This is a genomic window from Cellulomonas sp. Marseille-Q8402 (assembly GCF_965119525.1).
The window spans coordinates 1,973,810-1,991,997 of record NZ_CBCPLX010000001.1 but is presented as its reverse complement, the minus strand read 5'-3'; the positions used below and the strand labels follow the sequence as shown (position 1 = coordinate 1,991,997).

Below are 18,188 nucleotides of genomic sequence, written 5' to 3'. Positions count from 1 at the left end.
CCTCGCCCTCGCCCCCGCCCCCCTCGCCACCTCGCCGAGGTAGTGCGATCCGCGCGAGGTAGTGCGGGACGTCGCACTACCTCGCCGCGAACGCACTACCTCGGCGAAGGGTCGCGGGCGGGGTCGTGGCCCCGGGGGAGGGGGAGGGGGAGGGTCAGCGGGTGCGGGTGGCGATGACGTCGCGGGAGGGGCGGCCGGCCTCGAGGCCGCGCTGCTCGAACCTGGTCACCGGGCGGTGCGCCGGGCGCGGGGCGTAGCCGGCCCACGCGTTGGTCAGGCCCGGGTCCCCGGCGACGACCTCGAGCATCCGCTCGGCGTACGACTCCCAGTCGGTGGCGAGGTGCAGGGTGCCGCCGACGCGCAGCCGGTCCCGGAGCAGCGCGACGTGCTCCGGCGCGACGATCCGGCGCTTGTGGTGGCGGGCCTTCGGCCACGGGTCGGGGAAGAACACGTGCACCGCGTCGAGCGACCCGGGGGCGAGCAGGCGGCGCACCAGGTCGAGGGCGTCGCCGTGGGCCACGCGGACGTTCGTCAGCCCGCCGTCGTCGACCAGCGTCAGCAGGTGCGCGACGCCGGGCAGGTGCACCTCGACGGCGAGGTAGTCCCGGCCCGGGTCGCCGGCGGCCATCGCGGCGGTGGTGTCGCCCATCCCGGAGCCGATCTCCAGCACCAGGGGAGCGATGCGCCCGAACAGGGCCGCGGTGTCGAGGGTGCCGTCCGGTGCCGTGGGCGGCAGCCCGAGCGCCGGGTCGTGGACGGAGAACCCGAACCGCGGCCACAGCCGGTCCAGGGCCTCGGCGCGGCGCGGGCCGAGCGCGGCCTTGCGCGGGTGGAACGTGCGGACCGGCTCCCCGGCGGCCTTCCGGGCGTGCTGGAAGGCGTCGCCGGTGCGCACGGGCCCCGGGCCGTCGTCGGGCGCGGTCGGGGCGGCAGCGGGGTCCTCGGGCACGGCGTCGAGGGTAGTCGCGCGGGGACGCCCGCTCAGCCGGCCGGCGGGCTGCTCGGCTCGTCGGTCGACATCAGCCAGAACCGCTCGCCGAACGCCCCGGTGATCCCGGCGAGCCGGCCGTACGGGGAGTCCTGCGGCGCGAGGAACACCCCGCCGCCCAGCCGCTCGGCGGTCGCGGCGGTGGCGTCGGTGTCGGCGACCGCGAAGTACACCTGCCAGCCCGCGGCCTCGTCGTCGGCCCCGACGCCGCCGACGGACCGGTCGCCGAGCTGGAGCGTGGCGTACGCGAAGCCCGGGGCGCTGAGGTCCTCGACGCCGTAGCCGAACGTGGCGGCGTAGAAGTCCCGTGCCTTCTCGAACGCCCCCGACATGTGCTCGTTCCAGATCATCGAGCCGGGCTCGTTCACGACCTCGGCGCCGAGCGACGTGCCGGCCTGCCAGAGCGCGAACGGCGCCCCCGTCGGGTCGGCGAGCACGGCCATCCGGCCGAACCCCATGACGTCCATCGGCTCGACCAGCGGCGTGGCGCCGGCGGCGACGGCACGCCCGGCCGTCCCCGCGGCGTCCGAGGCGGCGACGAACGTCAGCCAGGCCACCGGGGCGGTGGGGTCGGGCCGGTAGCCGTTCAGGGCCGCGGCGCGCCGCCCGCCGACCAGGCCCTCGCTGTAGAACCCCGTCTCCTCGGAGCCGACGGCGAAGTCCCAGCCGAGCAGGTCGGCGTAGAACCGCCGGCCACGATCCAGGTCCGGCACGGCGAGCTCCGCCCAGCAGGGCGTCCCGTCGGGCCAGGGCTCCTCGCGCACGGTCATGGTGGTCCCCTCACGTCCGGGCGGGCGGCGGTGCCCGCGGGACCCATCAGACCACCGGCCACCGACAGCCGACCAGCACCTCGTCGTGCCCCGTCGTGCCCCGTCGTGCACGGCGTGCCCCGGGCACGACGAAGGGGGCGTCCCAGCGGGCCGGCGCCCCCTCCGCGCGCCGTCCCGCCGGGACGCCCCCGTCCCGTGGCCGCCGTGTCAGGCGGCGGTGCGGCCCAGACCCGCGAACTCCCAGCCGGCCTCGCGCCAGCGGGTGGGGTCCAGCTTGCCGCGCGCGTCGACCACCCGGGCGGTGGCGGCCAGCGGCGCCAGCTTGTCGGCGTCGGCGTTCGCGAACTCGTCCCACTCGGTGAGCACGAGCACGACGTCGGTGCCCTCGACGGCCTCCTCGATGGAGGTCGCGTACGACAGCGTCGGGAAGGACCGGCGCGCGGTGTCGCCGGCCTCGGGGTCGAAGACCGTGACCTGGGCGCCGCGCAGGTGCAGCGCGGCCGCCACGTTCAGGGCCGGCGAGTCGCGGACGTCGTCGGTGTCGGGCTTGAACGCCGCACCGAGGACGCCGATCCGGCGGTTGAGCACCGAGCCGCCGCAGGCCTCGACCGCCATGTCCAGCACGCGCTCGCGCTGGCCCATGTTGATCTCGTCGACCTGCTGCAGCAGCGCGGACGCGCGGTAGGCACCGAGCTCGTTGGCGCGGTGCATGAGGGCGCGGATGTCCTTCGGGAGGCAGCCGCCGCCGAAGCCGAGCCCGGCGTTGAGGAACTGGCGGCCGATGCGCACGTCGTGCCCGAGGGCGTCGGCGAGCACGGTGACGTCGGCGCCGGCGGCCTCGCAGACCGTGGAGATCGCGTTGATGAACGAGATCTTGGTGGCGAGGAACGCGTTGGCGCTGACCTTGACCAGCTCGGCGGTCGGCAGGTCGGTCACGACGACCGGGGTGCCCTCGGCGATCGGGCCGGCGTAGACCTCGCGGAGCGTGGCCTCGGCGCGGTCGCTGGTGCCCCCGATGACGATGCGGTCCGGGTGCAGGGTGTCCTCGACGGCCTTGCCCTCGCGCAGGAACTCCGGGTTCCAGACCAGCTCCGCCGACGTGCCGGCGGGCAGCTCGGGCGCGATCAGCTCGCGGAGCCGGGCCGCGGTGCCGACCGGGACGGTGGACTTGCCGACGATCAGCCCGTCCTTGGTGAGGTTGCGGGCGATGGTGGTCGCCGCGGACTCGACGTACGCCAGGTTGGCGGCGTGGCTGGTCTTCATCTGCGGGGTGCCCACGCAGATGAAGTGCACGTCGCCCCAGGCGGCGGCCGACGCGAGGTCGGTGGTGAACTTCAGGCGGCCGGTGGCCAGGTGCTTCTCGAGCAGCGGGTCGAGCCCGGGCTCGTAGAACGGCACCTTGCCGGCGGCGAGCGCGTCGACCTTGCTCTGGTCGATGTCGGCGCCGAGGACCTCGAAGCCGAGCTCGGCCATGGCGACCGCGTGCGTGGCGCCGAGGTAGCCGGTGCCGTAGACGCTGATCTTGAGCGAGCCGGTGCCCTCGGTCTCCGGGTCGAGGGCCGGGCCGGTGGCGGCCAGGTCGTCGGCGGAGAGGGCGGCGGCGGAGAGGGACGCGTCGTTCATGGGAGTGCTCCTCACGGTGGGGCGCGGGCTGCGGGGGGTGCGGGTCCGGCGGTGCTGCGGGGTCACGGGGTCACCGCCGGGGTCGGGGTCGGCGTGGCGCTGGGCGCCGCGCTCGGGGTGGCGCTGGGCGCGGGCGACGGCGTCGCCGTGGGCTCAGCGGTCGGTGCGGGCGCGGGCGCCGTGGTGGGGGCCGGCTCCGGCGCGGGCTCGGCAGCGGGCGCGGCGAGCGTCGCGGCGGCCGCGGTGCCGAGCACCGACCCGCCGAACCGGCGGGCCGGGTCGGCGATCCCGGCGCGGAACGCCTCGAGGCTGTTGGCCCGCGAGTCGACCCGCCAGTCGTTGGTCGCCAGCTTGCCGTCGACGTAGGTGGTCACCGCGAGGTTGAACCAGGCGAACCCGATCACGTCGTCGTTGGCCCCGGGGTCGAAGCCCTGGAAGAAGGACTGCACCCAGGCCGGCTTGGTGCCGCCGATCTCGGAGGCTCCGACCTCGGCCAGCAGGATCTTCTTGTCCGTGATCGCCCGGAGCTGGTCGAGCGTCCGGCCGTAGGTGTAGTCGAACGTCGAGTTGTTGTCCGTCTTGTACGGCGGGCGCTGGTAGCCGGACACGCCGACCCAGTCGACGTAGCCGTCCCCGGGGTAGAGGTTCGCGAGGAACTCCTGGCTCTGGAACGCGGCCGGCAGGTTGTTGATGATGTTCGGCGCCCAGACCCAGATGACGTACTGGTTGGCGCCGTTCGCCTCGAAGATGTCGTGGACGTGCTGCCACATCTTCACGTAGTCGCCGACGTTGTTGCCGTTGATCGGCTGGCCCGAGGAGGTCTGCTCGGCCCAGGGGTACCAGGTCGAGTTCATCTCGTGGTCCAGGCGGATCGCGAGCGGCAGGCCGGTGGCGGCGATGTCCTGCGCGTACGTGGTGAGGTAGGCGTCGAAGTCGCCCGCGAGGATGCGCGGCAGGCTGTAGGCCGGCTCGTCCACGACGTCGTTCTTCGAGGCGATCGGGCGCGACTCCCAGGTGAGCATCGGCATCAGGTCGCGCTCCCAGGCGCGGGTGACGGCGTTCGCGCGGAACTCCTCGTCCCAGCCGCCGAAGTACCCGACCATGTTCTGCGACTGGCCCACGTCGTTCGCGGCAGCGTCGAACGTGGCCCAGTTGAACGGCGCCTGCTCGGTGTACATGCCGAAGTAGCGGGTGGCCGGGTCGAGCAGCTCGGCCTTGCTCGGCGCCGTCGGCTTGGTCGGCGTCGCCGGGGCGGCGCCCGGGTTGCTGACGACCGGGGTACCCGGGTTGTTCGGGGCGTCGCCCTTGCTGGAGCCGGCGTTCTTGCTGCCCGACCCGGAGCCGGTCGTCGACTTCGAGCCGGAGCGCGAGCTGCTGCCCGACGTGGAGCTGCCCGAGGACTTCTCCTCGGCGTCGGCGGCAGCCTCGGCCGCGGCCTGCGCCTCGCGCTCGGCCTGGGCGGCGGCGCCGTCCGCCTCGCCCTTCTTGCGTGCGGCCTGCTCGTCGGCCAGGACGTCCCGGAGGGCGTCGGCCTGGGAGCGGCTGGTCTGCAGCTGCCCCTCGAGCTCGGCGTTGCGCCGCTGGAGCGCGAGCTCCTGGGCGGTGGGCTCGTCGGCCGCGGCTCCCACGATCGAGGACACGGCCGGGGTGTTCCACACCACGAGGGTGATGGCCAGCAGGGCCACGGCGATGGTCGCGGTCGCGATGCGCGCACGCATGGTCATCCGGCCCATCGTCGGCGCCCACCAGGCCTTGCCGGTGTGCGGGTTCGGTGCGTCAGACATAGAGGAGTGCCTCCAGGGCGAACAGGATCACGGCGATCACGTAGGGGATCGCGGCGAGCGGGTTGAGCCGCTTCCGGGTGGGGGCGGGGGCAGCCGTGCGGGCCTGCCGGCGCGAGCTCTCGGGGAGGGTGGCGAGGGCGGCCTGCCGGTCCGGCGCGGCCAGGTCGGGCGCGGCCAGGACGGCCGCGGGGGCCGGGGCGTTCTGCGGCGCGTCGCCGGCCGCGAGGGCGGCGGGGGAGACGTGCGCGTGCACCGGGGTGCCCGGGTCCGTCGCGTGGTCGCGCTGCGTCGGGAACCCGCCGTGGGCGTCGCGGTCGACGACGTCCACCGGGGCGGTCCCGGTCATGAGGCCCAGCTCGGCCTCGAGGGTCCCCGACTCGTCCTGGCCCGGGTCGCCACCGGCGTAGGCGCCGGCGCGGGTGCCCCAGCCGGAGGCGTGCGCCATCCGGAGGAAGCCCAGCAGGCGGACCGGCATCAGGAAGAAGGTCGACACGATGATGAAGACCGGGAGCCGGAAGAAGTCGCTCGGGACCTCCTGCAGGTGCCGGATCTGGCGGATCGCCATCGACAGCACCGAGGACACGACCATCAGGCCGATGACCCAGAACCAGCCGGCCTGCGCGCCGTACGTCTCCAGCATCGCCTCGTAGAGGTTGACGCCGGTGTGCGTGACCGAGCGGTAGATCCAGCCGGCGATCGTGCCGAAGAGCAGGAACGGCAGCAGGATGTCGGTCAGGAAGAAGATCGACAGGATCGGGGCGTGCCCGAGCATCCAGGGCAGCATCCGCAGGGTGTTGTACTGGCTGCCGCGCGCCCAGCGGAGCTGCTGCTTGAAGAGCTTCTTCACCTGCAGCGGCGCGTCCGTGTAGACCAGGCTCGTGTGCTGGTAGACGGTGCGGTAGCCCTGCTTCAGCGTGAGGTTCGTCAGGGTGCGGTCGTCGGAGACCTCGAGGAACACGCCCATGAACCGCTGGGTCATGAAGTCGTGCATGACCTCCATGAGGATGTGCCGGCGGAACGCGATGGTGCGGCCCGGGAGGCAGCCGACCTGACCGAGCACCGACTGCGCCGGCATCGAGTAGAGCGAGCGCGAGTTCTCGAGCCAGTCGGCCCAGCGGGTGATCCAGGAGCGCTCCGGCTCGAGGATGCGCTGGCGCGTGGTCACGCCGCCGACGTTGGAGTCCTTGAACGGCTTGACCAGCTCGGACAGGGTGCCCGGGGTCCAGACGGTGTCGGAGTCGAGCAGCACGGTGATGTCGTACTTCGACAGCTCGGTGCCGATCTTGACCGCGTTCCGCTTGCCCGGGATCGGGGTGTGCACCCAGCGGACCAGCGGAGCGAACTCGTCGCAGACCGCCTCGAGGTCGGGGTTGCGCTTGCCGTTGATGACGACGATGACCTCGTCGGGGTGCTGCTCGGTGACGCGGGTCAGCACGTCGCGGAACAGGTCGAGCGGCTCGTCCACGACGGGGACGATCACGCTGGTGGACTCGTGGTGCTCGGCCGTCCACGGGCGGTACCGCCGGGACAGGCCCACCTTGAGGAGCCAGAGGGCCCACACGAGGCCGGAGAAGATCGTGAACAGGTACAGCTCGGCGTGGTCGTCGAGCATGTGCCGGATCTGCAGGATGAAGATGAACATCGCTCACCTCGGCGCTGGGACTGGAGGGGGAGCCAGCGGCGACGGTGACGCGGCGGAGGACTTGAGAGGGAGAGCGCCTCCCCGGGAAGACCGGCGGTGGAAGCGCTGTCCGCTATGACTCGACTGACGGCGGACGATGACGGGGTGTCACCCGTTCGAGCGGGCGGCGATGGTCGTGACGGTCGATGCTGTGGGCCGGATGTGTGGCCGACCGGAGTGGTCCAAGAGTGTTGGGCCGAGTCCGCGCGGCGCAACTCCGATCGGGTGAATCGGACACCTTTTGTGAGATGTGCCACACGTTGTCTGTCCGGTTTGACCGTAAATGCGCAGATCACAGCCGTGCAAGTCGGACATGCCGGGAGGTTTCCGGCCCGGGGTCGAGCTGCTGGTCAGATGCGAGATCGCGCATGTCGTGCATGTATCCGGCGCGGGTCGCCGACGTGAACATGGTCACAACGTGTCGTGACAGATGTCAGGGTCATGACGATCTGTGACTCGTCGTGTGACACGCCGCACCGCTCCCGCCCGCTCTCCGTGCGCCCGGCGGCGGTCGACGCGGAGACTTGAGCGGAATAGGCTCAACTTCGTCCGGGTTGTACCGCACGGACCGGTGGGGCACCCGCCGGACGACACGGACACGGACCACGCACCGCACGGAGGGGATGTTGGACGCGAAGCTCACCACCAAGTCGCAGGAGGCCATCGGCGACGCCATCCAGCAGGCGTCGGCCGCCGGCAACCCGCAGCTGGACCCGGCCCACCTGCTGAACGCGCTGCTCGCCCAGGAGGGCGGTGTCGCGAACGGCCTGCTCGACGCGGTCGGCGCCGACCGCGGGGCGCTCGGCCGCGCGGTGCGCGCCGTGCTGGTCAACCTGCCCACCGCGAGCGGCTCGTCGGTCGCGCAGCCCACCGCCTCCCGCGCGACGTCGTCGGCGATCGAGGCGGCCTCGGCCGAGGCGCGGACGCTCGGCGACGACTACGTCTCCACCGAGCACCTGCTGCTGGGCCTGGCCGCCGGGCAGAGCGGCGTCGCCGACGCGCTGCGCGCGCAGGGCGCGTCCCGGGACGCGCTCGCCGCCGCGCTGCCGTCCGTCCGCGGCTCGGCCCGCGTGACCAGCCCCAACCCCGAGGGCACGTACAAGGCGCTCGAGCAGTACGGCGTCGACCTGACCCAGCGCGCGCGCGACGGCCGGCTCGACCCGGTGATCGGCCGCGACGCCGAGATCCGCCGGGTGATCCAGGTGCTGTCCCGCCGCACCAAGAACAACCCCGTGCTGATCGGCGAGCCGGGCGTCGGCAAGACCGCGGTCGTCGAGGGCCTCGCGCAGCGGATCGTCGCCGGCGACGTGCCGGAGTCCCTGCGCGGCAAGCGCCTGGTCTCCCTGGACCTCGCGGCGATGGTCGCAGGCGCGAAGTACCGCGGCGAGTTCGAGGAGCGCCTGAAGGCCGTCCTGGAGGAGATCACCTCGTCCGAGGGCGAGGTCGTCACCTTCATCGACGAGCTGCACACCGTGGTCGGGGCAGGCGCCGGCGGCGAGGGTGCCATGGACGCGGGCAACATGCTCAAGCCGATGCTCGCCCGCGGCGAGCTCCGGCTGGTCGGCGCGACCACGCTCGACGAGTACCGCGAGCGGATCGAGAAGGACCCCGCGCTGGAGCGCCGGTTCCAGCAGGTCTTCGTCGGCGAGCCGTCCGTCGAGGACACCGTCGCGATCCTGCGCGGGCTGAAGGAGCGGTACGAGGCGCACCACAAGGTGACCATCGCCGACGCCGCGCTCGTCGCCGCCGCCGCGCTGTCCGACCGGTACATCACCGGCCGCCAGCTGCCCGACAAGGCCATCGACCTGGTCGACGAGGCCGCGTCCCGGCTGCGCATGGAGCTCGACTCCTCGCCGGTCGAGATCGACGAGCTGCAGCGTGCCGTCACCCGGCTGGAGATGGAGGAGGTCGTGCTGTCCGAGGCGGACGACGTGGCCTCCCGCGAGCGGCTCGAGAAGCTGCGCGCCGACCTGGCCGACCGCCGCGAGGAGCTCGCGGGGCTCACCGCGCGCTGGGAGAAGGAGAAGGCGGGGCACAACCTGGTCGGCGACCTCAAGGCGCGCCTGGACGAGCTGCGGTCGACCGCGGACCGGCTGCTCCGCGAGGGCGACCTGTCCGGTGCCGCGCGCATCCAGTACGGCGAGATCCCGGCCGTCGAGCAGGAGATCGCCGCCGCCGAGGAGCGCGAGCGCGCGTCCGCCGGCGCGGCGCCCTCGGGCGAGGCGCCGATGATCGCCGACAAGGTCGGCCCGGACGAGATCGCCGAGGTCGTCGCGATGTGGACCGGCATCCCCGCCGGCCGGCTGCTGGAGGGGGAGACCGCCAAGCTGCTGCGGATGGAGCAGGTGCTCGGCGAGCGCCTGATCGGGCAGAGCGCCGCCGTCGCGGCCGTGTCCGACGCCGTCCGCCGCTCCCGCGCGGGCATCGCCGACCCCGACCGGCCCACGGGCTCGTTCCTGTTCCTCGGCCCGACCGGTGTCGGCAAGACGGAGCTGGCCAAGGCGCTCGCGGACTTCCTGTTCGACGACGAGCGCGCCATGGTCCGGATCGACATGTCCGAGTACGCCGAGCGGCACTCCGTGGCGCGCCTGATCGGGGCGCCCCCGGGCTACGTCGGCTACGAGGAGGGCGGCCAGCTCACCGAGGCCGTGCGGCGGCGCCCGTACTCCGTGCTGCTGCTCGACGAGGTCGAGAAGGCGCACCCCGAGGTGTTCGACATCCTGCTGCAGGTGCTCGACGACGGCCGGCTCACCGACGGCCAGGGCCGCACGGTCGACTTCCGGAACGTCATCCTCGTGCTGACGTCGAACCTCGGCTCGCAGTTCCTGGTCGACCCGCTGCTCGACCCCGCCGGGCGCCGGGAGGCCGTCATGGGCGCCGTCCGCGAGGCGTTCAAGCCGGAGTTCCTCAACCGGCTCGACGACATCGTGCTGTTCGACGCCCTGTCGCTGGAGGAGATCACCCGGATCGTCGACCTGCAGGTCGCGGCGCTCGCCGCCCGGCTGCGGGACCGGCGCCTGGTGCTCGAGGTCGACCCGGCCGCACGTGAGTGGCTGGCCATCGAGGGGTTCGACCCCGCCTACGGCGCCCGGCCCCTGCGTCGCCTCGTGCAGCGCGAGATCGGCGACCGGCTCGCCCGGCTGCTGCTCGCCGGCGAGGTGCACGACGGGGACACCGTCCGCGTGACCCGGTCCGCCGACGAGGCCGGCGGGCTGGAGCTGACCCGGGGCTGACCGCGGGCCGGCCGGGCGGGGGCGTGCGAGCATCGGGATCGATGAACGTACCTCTCGCCCCGGCCGCCCTCGCCGCCGGGCAGTCCGGCACCGCGGAGCTCACCGGCCTCGCGGGCTGGGTCGTCGGCGTCATCGACGCGCTGGGCCCGGTCGGTGTCGGGATCGTCGTCGCGCTGGAGAACCTGTTCCCCCCGATCCCCTCCGAGGTCGTGCTGCCCGTCGCCGGGTACGTGGCGAGCCAGGGGGAGATGAGCCTGGTGTGGGCGATCGTCGCGGCGACCGCCGGCGCGGTGCTCGGCGCCTGGCTGCTCTACGGGCTCGGTGCCTGGCTCGGCCGCGTGCGCCTGCGCCGGTGGCTCGAGCGGATCCCCCTCATGGAGGTCGAGGACCTCGACCGCGCCGAGGCCTGGTTCGACCGGCACGGCGGCACGGCCGTGCTGATCGGGCGGTGCGTGCCGGTCGTCCGCTCGCTCGTGTCGGTCCCCGCCGGGCTCGAGCGCATGCCGCAGACGACCTTCCTGCTCTACACCGCGGTCGGCAGCCTGGTGTGGAACAGCCTGCTCATCGTCGGCGGCTACGTCCTCGGCTCCCAGTGGCAGGACATCGGCCACTACTCGGACTACATCAACTACGCCGTGTACGCGGCGATCGTCCTCGTCGTGGTCCGCTTCGTCTGGACCCGCCTGCGCCGCCGGAGGCTCGCGGGCCGTGCCTGAGCGTCGCGCGACGCCGGACCGCCCGGGCGCCCAGGAGTGGGTGCCGCCGGACGCCGACGTCGACGCGCTCGCCGCGGCGGCACCGGGCTGCCGCGGCTGCGAGCTGTGGGCACCGGCCACGCAGGTGGTGTTCTCGGCCGGTCCACCCCGCGCCAGCCTCGTCCTGGTGGGCGAGCAGCCCGGCGACCGCGAGGACCGCGAGGGCGAGCCGTTCGTCGGGCCTGCCGGCCGGGTGCTGCACGACGCCCTCGCCGACGCCGGCATCGACCCGGGCGAGGTCTACGTGACGAACGCCGTCAAGCACTTCCGGTTCACCGAGCGCGGCAAGAAGCGGCTGCACAAGAGCCCTGCCGTCGGGCACGTCCGCGCGTGCCGGCCCTGGCTGACCGCCGAGCTGGCGGCCGTCCGCCCGCGCGTCGTGGTGTGCCTCGGGGCCACCGCCGCCCGGTCGGTGCTCGACCGGGACGTGACGATCGGCGAGGTCCGTGGCCGGGTGCTCGAGGAGCACCCGGCCGACGCGCCCGGGGCCGCCGTGCTGGTCACCGCGCACCCGTCCGCCCTGCTGCGGCTCCGGGGCCGGGACGGCTGGGACGAGGCGTACGCCGCGCTGGTCGCCGACCTGCGCACCGCCGCCGCCGCGGGCTGACCCGCCGCGGGCCGGTCGTCAGGCGAACAGCTCCGCCATCGCCGTCGAGTAGAGGTCCGCCCCCTTGATGCGGCTCGTCTCCTCCGGGCCGAGCACCCGGCGGACCCCGTCCTCGCCGACCACCTGCGACGCCCCGCCCGTGCGGCCCAGCGGCAGCACGATCCGCTCCGGCGCCGGCGCGTACGTCGCGGTCGGCTCGCGACCCTCGAGCAGCGCGCGGACGTTCGCCGCCACCACCTCCGCGTGCGCCCGCGCCGCCGACGCGCGCTTGGACTCCGGCACGTCCGTGATGTCCCCGACCGCGAACACCGCCGGGTGGCCCACCAGCGCGAGCGTCGGCTCGACGCGCACCTCGCCGAGCCCGTTCCGCAGCCCCGCCAGGTCGCCGGCGAGGTAGTCGCTCGCCGGCGCGTTGCCGTAGCAGCGGAACCACATCTGCGCCTCGACCCGCACGCCGGCCTCCGTGTCGACGACGAACGGCTCGTGCACCCCGACGTCGACGGGCGGCAGGTAGCCGAGCCGGGACCCGAGCACCAGCTCCACGCGGTCGTCGAGCTGGGCGCGCACCGCCGCCCGCAGCTCGGGGAGGTAGTCGCCGGTGGTCAGGGCGTCGTCCGCCTGGTCGACCACCGTGACGTGCAGGTGCGGGTAGGCGTCGAGCAGCTCGCCGACCAGCTCCAGGCCGACCGCGCCCGCCCCGACCACCAGCACCCGCTCGGTCTGCTCGAGGCCCGCACGCATCCGGGCGAGCCGTGCCCGCGCGACCGACGTCTCCGTCTCGATGAACTTCGACGGGAACGGGTACGCGGCGCCCGTGGCCAGCACCAGGACGTCGGCGTCCAGCGCCGTGCCGTCCGCGAGCCGCACGCCGGTCGACGTCGCGTGCTCGACCCGCTGCTGCACGACCCGCCCGCGTCCCAGCAGCCGGGTGTAGGGGAAGAACACCCGCTCCTCCCACTCCGGGTCCACGGCCGCGCGCAGCGCCGCCGACGCGTGCACGAACGCGTCCTTCGGCTCGACCAGCACCACGTCCGCGACGTCGTCGAGCAGCGACGCGACCCGCGTCCCGCCGTACCCGCCACCGACCACGACGACCCGTCGCCCTGCCATGTCCAGCCCCTCTCGCCCGTGCGGCCGCTGGTGCCGCGGCCGTGGCTCCAGCCTTCCACCGGCGCCGGGCCGGCAACCGGGACGCAAGGCCCGTGCGGTGCGGTGGTCGCGGCGGCCGTCGCGTCGGTCCGCGTGCGTGCGTCCACGTCGCGTGATCCCGTGGGCCCGGGCTCGTCGGGCCGGCTCAGCCGGATGCTCGACGTCGACGACTCGACACGCTCGACGCAGCACGGCCCGCCCCGCACGAGGCGGGACGGGCCGTGCCGTCGCCGGAGCAGCGGGTCAGGCCGCCGCGGCCTCCGCGACCATGCGCGACAGGCCGGCCTCGTCGAACCCGCCCATGCCGAAGCTCGCGATGACGCGCATCGGCATGTCGCCGAGCATCGCGAGCATCGTCGGGTCCAGCGCGGCCGTCGCCGACTCGAACTCCGCGCCGAGCACCCGCTTGCCGACCGGGTGCGCCAGCCACTCGGTGACGGTGGAGTCGGCGGACAGCGTGCCGAACAGCGGCTCGCCCGTCACGGTCACCTCGGCGGTGCCGCGGATGTCGCGCGACGACGCGCCGACCTCGACGACGGTGCGGCCGCCGCCGACGACCCAGCGCCGCAGCGCCGGGTGCCAGTACGCCAGGTCGCGGGAGCCGAGCGTGAAGGTCAGCGTGCGGGACTCGCCGGGCTCGAGCGCGACCTTGGCGAACGCCTTGAGCTCGCGGGTCGGGCGCAGCACGGCCGCCTCGGGGTCGCCGACGTAGACCTGGACGGTCTCGGCGCCAGCCACCGCGCCGGTGTTGGTGACGGTGGCCGTCACCTCGATCGCGGACGCGGCCCCCTCCCCGGACAGGGTCGCGGTGACGTCGGAGTAGCCGAACGTCGTGTAGGACAGGCCGTGCCCGAAGGGGTAGGCGACGTCGACCAGGCGGGTGTCGTACCAGCGGTAGCCGACGAGCACGCCCTCGCCGTAGCGGACGTGCCCGTTGTCGCCCGGGAAGTTGCCGAACGCGGGGGTGTCCTCGACGCGGTGCGGGATCGTCTCGGCGAGCTTGCCGGACGGGTTCCGCACGCCGAGCAGCAGGTCGGCGACGGCCGAGCCGCCGGCCTGGCCGCCGAGCCAGGTCTCCAGCACCGCGGCGGCGTCGTCCTGCCACTCGACGCCGACCGCCGAGCCGTTGGCGAGCACGACCACGACGCGCGGGTTCACCGCGGCGACGGCCCGCAGCACGGCGACCTGGTCGGCGGGCAGCCCCAGGTGCGTGCGGTCGTAGCCCTCGGACTCGTCGGGGGCGGGCAGCCCGAGGAACAGCAGCACGGTGCCGGCCTCGCGGGCGAGGCCCACGGCCTCGTCCAGCAGCGCCGCGTCGTCGGCCTCGTCGGTGACCCCGGCGACGGAGAACCCGGCCGCGAACGGCAGCTCCGTGCCGGTGGCCGAGCGCAGGGCGGTGAGCGCGTCGTCCAGGCGGGTCGGGTTCACCTGCGAGGAGCCGGCGCCCTGGTAGCGCGGGGTGCGGGCGAACTCGCCGATCACGACGGCCTCGGCGGCGGCGGACGCGCTGAGCGGCAGCGCGGGGGCACCGTCGACGGACGCGTTCTTCAGCAGCACGGAGCCGTCCGCGGCGGCCTCGCGGGCGAGCGCGTGGTGCGCCTCCGCGTCGATCGTGCCGGGCTCGGCCAGCGCGGGCTGGGCACGGGCGATCAGCTGCAGCACCCGGCGCGCGGCCACGTCGAGCACGGCCTCGTCCAGCGCGCCGCTCTGCACGGCGTCGACGACCAGCGCGTCGGTGCGCCCGCCGGTGGCCGGCATCTCCAGGTCCAGCCCGGCGGCGACGGCGGCGACGCGGTCCACGACGGCGCCCCAGTCGGAGACGACCAGGCCCTCGAAGCCCCACTCGTCGCGCAGGACCTCGGTCAGCAGCCAGTGGTCCTGCGAGGCGTAGGTGCCGTTGATCTTGTTGTACGAGCACATCACGGTCCACGGCTGCACCCGCGTGACGACGCGCTCGAAGGCCGGCAGGTAGATCTCCCGCAGCGTGCGCTCGTCCACGTCGGCGGAGACCCGCATGCGGTCGGTCTCCTGGTTGTTGGCGGCGAAGTGCTTCAGCGAGGTGCCGACGCCCTGCGACTGGATGCCGGACACGAGCGCGGCGCCGAGGTCGCCCGCCAGCGCGGGGTCCTCGGAGAAGTACTCGAAGTTCCGCCCGCACAGCGGCGAGCGCTTCATGTTCACGCCGGGGCCGAGCAGCACCGCGACGTCGTTGCCGCGGGTCTCCCGGCCGAGCGCGCGCCCGACCCGGTCCAGCAGGTCGACGTCCCAGGTGGACGCCAGCGCCGCGGCGGGCGGGAAGCAGGTGGCGGGCACGGAGTTGCCGATGCCCAGGTGGTCGGCGCTCTCGGCCTGCTTGCGCAGCCCGTGCGGGCCGTCGGTCACCATGACCTTCGGCACGCCGAGGCGCTCGACGCCGTCGGTGTGCCAGAAGTCGGAGCCGGACGTGAGCGCGGCCTTCTCCTCCAGGGTCAGCTCGGCCAGGACACGCTCGACGTCGAATGCGACGGACATGCGGGGCACCTCCTCGTGCGGTGGGTCTGTTCCCCGCAGCCTAGCGGATTCCCTACCGACTGGTCGGGGTTGCTGCCGGGTGCTGCGCCTCGCCTGTGAGACCCTGTGCGCCAGCGCCGGCCGGCGCTCGAGTTCCGGTGCAGGGGGCAGCACGATGACCGTCGAGATGCAGCGCGGTTACGCGAAGGGCCGCGCGAAGCGGCGCGAGATCATCGACCAGGCGACGGCGATGTTCGGCGAGGTCGGCTACCGCGGGGCCTCTCTGCGGGAGATCGCGGCACGCTGCGGGATCTCCCACCCCGGGCTGCTGCACCACTTCCCGACCAAGGAGTCGCTGCTGCTGGCCGTGCTGGAGCAGCGCGACGAGGCGGACATCGAGTGGCTCGAGGCCGACGGCGCCGACGGGGTGACCACGCTGCGGCACCTCGTGGAGCTCACCGCCCTCAACACGACCCGGCGCGGCATCGTCGAGCTGTTCGCCGTGCTGTCCGCCGAGGCCACCTCCGCCGACCACCCGGCGCACGCCTACTTCCAGGACCGGTACCGGCGCGCCCTGCACGCCGCCGGCACGGCGTACCGGCGCGCGGCCGCGTCCGGGGCGCTGCGGGCGGGTGTCGACCCCGACGCCGCGGGGCGCCAGCTGATCGCGCTGATGGACGGCATGCAGGTCCAGTGGCTGCTCGACGACGCCGGCACCGACATGGCCGGGGTGGTCCGCGCCCACGTGCAGGACCAGCTCACCGTCCCGCTCTGAGCCGGGTCCGGCCCGCCGGTCTCAGGCGGCGTCGGCGATGTCCAGCACCACCGGGACGTGGTCGGACGGCGCCTTGCCCTTGCGCTCGTTCCGCTCGATCGACACGTCGGTCACGCGGACGGCGAGCGTCGGCGACGCCCAGGTGAAGTCGATCCGCATGCCCTCGTTCCGGGGGAACCGGAGCTGCTGGTAGTCCCAGTAGGTGTAGGTGTGCTCGGCGGGCAGGTGCTCGCGGGACACCTCGGTGTAGCCGGCGGCGGCGAACGCGGCGAACGCCTCGCGCTCGGCCGGGGTGACGTGGGTGCTGCCGGCGAACTTCGCGATGTCCCAGACGTCGGTGTCGAGCGGCGCCACGTTCCAGTCGCCGACCAGCGCGACCGGCAGGGCCGGGTTCTCCTCCAGCCAGCGGCCGGCCTCCTGCTGCAGCGCGGCGAGCCAGCGGAGCTTGTAGTCGAAGTGCGGGTCGCCGACCTCGCGCCCGTTCGGGACGTACAGGCTCCACACCCGCACGCCGCCGCAGCTGGCGCCGAGCGCCCGTGCCTCGGTGACCGGGTGCTCGCCCCAGCCGGGCTGGCCGCCGAACGCGTGCTCGACGTCGTGGATGCCGACGCGCGAGGCGATGGCCACGCCGTTCCACTGGCTGAACCCGCTGGTCACGACCTCGTACCCGGCGGCCTCGAACGCCTCGCGCGGGAACTGCTCGTCCTTGCACTTCGTCTCCTGCATCGCCAGCACGTCGGTGCCGGTGCGCTCCAGGAACGCGACGACGCGGTCGACTCGGGTGCGGACGGAGTTCACGTTCCAGGTGGCGAGGCGCATGTGCCGCACCGTACCGGCCGGACCCGACACCCGTAGGGTGAGGCGCATGGGAACCGCACTCATCACGGGCGCGAGCGCCGGTCTCGGGCTGGAGTTCGCCTGGCAGCTGGCCACCGCCCGGCACGACGTCGTCCTGGTCGCCCGCGACGGCGAGCGCCTCGAGCGGCTCGCCGCGCAGCTGCGTGCCGCCGCGGGCGTGCACGCCGAGGTCCTGCCCGCCGACCTGACCGTCCGCGCCGACCTGGACCGGGTCGCCGACCGCCTCCGTGCCACGGAGCACCCCGTCGGCCTGCTGGTGAACAACGCCGGCATCGGGCTGGGGGAGCGGTTCGTCGGCGGTGACCTCGCGCTGCAGGAGCGGGCGCTCGACCTCATGGTCCGCTCGGTCCTCGTGCTGTCGCACGCCGCCGCCGGCGCCATGGTGGAGCGCGGCCGCGGGGCGATCCTCAACGTCGGGTCGGTGGCGGCGCTGATGGCGTCCGGCACGTACTCGGCGCACAAGGCCTGGGTACGGACCTTCACCGAGGGCCTCGCCGTCGAGCTCGCCGGGACCGGCGTCACCGCCACGGTGCTGTCGCCGGGGCTGACGCACACCGAGTTCCACGAGCGCGCCGGCCTGCGCGGCGCGGAGTCCTACCCCCAGCTGGCGTGGCTGTCGCCGGACCGGGTCGTCGCCACGGCGCTCGCGGACGTCCGGCGCGGGGCGGTGCTGTCCACCCCGAGCCTGCGGTACCGGGTCGCGTCCGGCGCGCTGCGGGCGCTGCCGCGGGGTGCCGTGCGGCGCCTGGCCGAGGCGCGCACCGACCGTCGGGCGGACTGACGGAGGCGCGCGCCTCGCTACCCTGGCGGGCGTGACGAACTCCCCGATGTCCCCGACCCCGCGCGAGCAGCTGCGCGACCTCATCACCGAGCTGGCCGTCGTGCGCGGCCGGGTCACCCTGTCCTCCGGACGGGAGGCCGACTACTACGTCGACCTGCGCCGCGTGACCCTGCACCACCGCGCCGCGCCGCTGATCGGCCACGTCCTGCTCGACCGGCTCGAGGAGGTCGGGCTGGGCACGGCCGAGGTCGAGGCCGTCGGCGGCCTCACGCTCGGCGCCGACCCGGTCGCCACGGCCCTGCTGCACGCCGCGGCGTCCCGCGGCCAGGACCTCGACGCCTTCGTGGTCCGCAAGGAGGCCAAGGCGCACGGCATGCAGCGCCGCATCGAGGGCCCGGACATCGCCGGCCGGCCCGTCGTCGTGCTGGAGGACACCTCCACGACGGGCGCCTCGCCGATCGCCGCCGTCGAGGCCGCGCGCGAGGCCGGCGCCGACGTGCGCGGCGTGGCCGTGATCGTCGACCGCGCCACCGGAGCCCAGGAGAAGATCGAGGCGCTGGGCGTCCCGTACCACTACCTCTTCGACCTGCGGGACCTCGGCCTGGCCTGAGAACAGGCCCGTGGTGGTCGAGGTCGTGACACGGGCACGAGGTCGTCAGTCCTGCGGGACGACCTCGTGCACCGGTGACGACCT

Annotated in this window: 14 protein-coding genes; 6 read left to right on the top strand and 8 right to left on the bottom strand. The window is 74.2% G+C overall.

Going from position 1 to position 18,188, the window contains the following annotated elements; translation table 11 throughout:
* Nucleotides 1-154: 154 nt before the first annotated feature.
* From trmB to ACWPWW_RS09145, 5 genes are all read right to left on the bottom strand, one after another.
* A complete protein-coding gene (gene trmB / locus ACWPWW_RS09165) occupies nucleotides 155-949 on the bottom strand; it encodes a tRNA (guanosine(46)-N7)-methyltransferase TrmB (protein ID WP_454050007.1) in 795 nt (264 codons plus the stop codon).
* 32 nt (nucleotides 950-981) lie between these two features.
* Complete coding sequence (locus ACWPWW_RS09160) at nucleotides 982-1,758, bottom strand: VOC family protein (RefSeq protein ID WP_454050006.1); 777 nt, start codon at nucleotides 1,756-1,758, stop codon at nucleotides 982-984.
* A 207-nt stretch (nucleotides 1,759-1,965) separates the two neighbouring features.
* Nucleotides 1,966-3,381, bottom strand: coding sequence for a UDP-glucose dehydrogenase family protein (locus ACWPWW_RS09155; protein ID WP_454050005.1), 1,416 nt, complete (start codon nucleotides 3,379-3,381; stop codon nucleotides 1,966-1,968).
* A gap of 62 nt (nucleotides 3,382-3,443) precedes the next feature.
* Nucleotides 3,444-5,165, bottom strand: coding sequence for a glycosyl hydrolase (locus ACWPWW_RS09150; RefSeq protein ID WP_454050004.1), 1,722 nt, complete (start codon nucleotides 5,163-5,165; stop codon nucleotides 3,444-3,446).
* Nucleotides 5,158-6,807 (bottom strand): glycosyltransferase family 2 protein, encoded by a 1,650-nt coding sequence (locus ACWPWW_RS09145; RefSeq protein WP_454050003.1) that lies wholly within the window; start codon nucleotides 6,805-6,807, stop codon nucleotides 5,158-5,160. The genes ACWPWW_RS09150 and ACWPWW_RS09145 overlap by 8 nt, the downstream gene beginning before the upstream one ends.
* 665 nt (nucleotides 6,808-7,472) lie before the next feature.
* Between ACWPWW_RS09145 and clpB the strand changes: the two genes are divergently transcribed.
* From clpB to ACWPWW_RS09130, 3 genes are read left to right on the top strand one after another with little or no spacing between them, the layout of a single operon-like run.
* On the top strand, nucleotides 7,473-10,079 hold the full coding sequence (gene clpB, locus ACWPWW_RS09140; RefSeq protein ID WP_454050002.1) for an ATP-dependent chaperone ClpB: 2,607 nt from the start codon (nucleotides 7,473-7,475) through the stop codon (nucleotides 10,077-10,079).
* A gap of 41 nt (nucleotides 10,080-10,120) precedes the next feature.
* The gene (locus ACWPWW_RS09135) at nucleotides 10,121-10,795 is read left to right on the top strand and encodes a DedA family protein (protein ID WP_454050001.1); all 675 of its coding nucleotides are present in this window, start codon (nucleotides 10,121-10,123) and stop codon (nucleotides 10,793-10,795) included.
* Nucleotides 10,788-11,441, top strand: a complete 654-nt coding sequence (locus ACWPWW_RS09130) for a UdgX family uracil-DNA binding protein (RefSeq protein ID WP_454050000.1) — start codon at nucleotides 10,788-10,790, stop codon at nucleotides 11,439-11,441. Before ACWPWW_RS09135 ends, ACWPWW_RS09130 begins: the two co-directional genes overlap by 8 nt.
* Nucleotides 11,442-11,459: 18 nt before the next feature.
* Here the strand turns inward: ACWPWW_RS09130 and ACWPWW_RS09125 are convergent, their stop codons facing one another.
* Both ACWPWW_RS09125 and ACWPWW_RS09120 read right to left on the bottom strand, forming a co-directional pair.
* Nucleotides 11,460-12,551 (bottom strand): FAD-dependent oxidoreductase, encoded by a 1,092-nt coding sequence (locus ACWPWW_RS09125; RefSeq protein ID WP_454049999.1) that lies wholly within the window; start codon nucleotides 12,549-12,551, stop codon nucleotides 11,460-11,462.
* A 282-nt stretch (nucleotides 12,552-12,833) separates the two neighbouring features.
* Entirely contained in the window at nucleotides 12,834-15,101 is a 2,268-nt protein-coding gene (locus ACWPWW_RS09120; RefSeq protein ID WP_454049998.1) for an aryl-beta-d-glycosidase, read from the bottom strand.
* A gap of 154 nt (nucleotides 15,102-15,255) precedes the next feature.
* Between ACWPWW_RS09120 and ACWPWW_RS09115 the strand changes: the two genes are divergently transcribed.
* Nucleotides 15,256-15,855, top strand: a complete 600-nt coding sequence (locus ACWPWW_RS09115) for a TetR/AcrR family transcriptional regulator (RefSeq protein ID WP_454049997.1) — start codon at nucleotides 15,256-15,258, stop codon at nucleotides 15,853-15,855.
* Between the two features lie 21 nt (nucleotides 15,856-15,876).
* On the opposite strand, the gene ACWPWW_RS09110 is transcribed toward ACWPWW_RS09115, so the two are convergent.
* Nucleotides 15,877-16,674, bottom strand: a complete 798-nt coding sequence (locus ACWPWW_RS09110) for an exodeoxyribonuclease III (RefSeq protein WP_454049996.1) — start codon at nucleotides 16,672-16,674, stop codon at nucleotides 15,877-15,879.
* Nucleotides 16,675-16,720: 46 nt separating this feature from the next.
* Between ACWPWW_RS09110 and ACWPWW_RS09105 the strand changes: the two genes are divergently transcribed.
* The gene (locus tag ACWPWW_RS09105) at nucleotides 16,721-17,494 is read left to right on the top strand and encodes an SDR family NAD(P)-dependent oxidoreductase (RefSeq protein ID WP_454049995.1); all 774 of its coding nucleotides are present in this window, start codon (nucleotides 16,721-16,723) and stop codon (nucleotides 17,492-17,494) included.
* Between the two features lie 46 nt (nucleotides 17,495-17,540).
* Complete coding sequence (gene pyrE, locus ACWPWW_RS09100) at nucleotides 17,541-18,104, top strand: orotate phosphoribosyltransferase (RefSeq protein WP_454050426.1); 564 nt, start codon at nucleotides 17,541-17,543, stop codon at nucleotides 18,102-18,104.
* Nucleotides 18,105-18,188 lie beyond the last annotated feature (84 nt).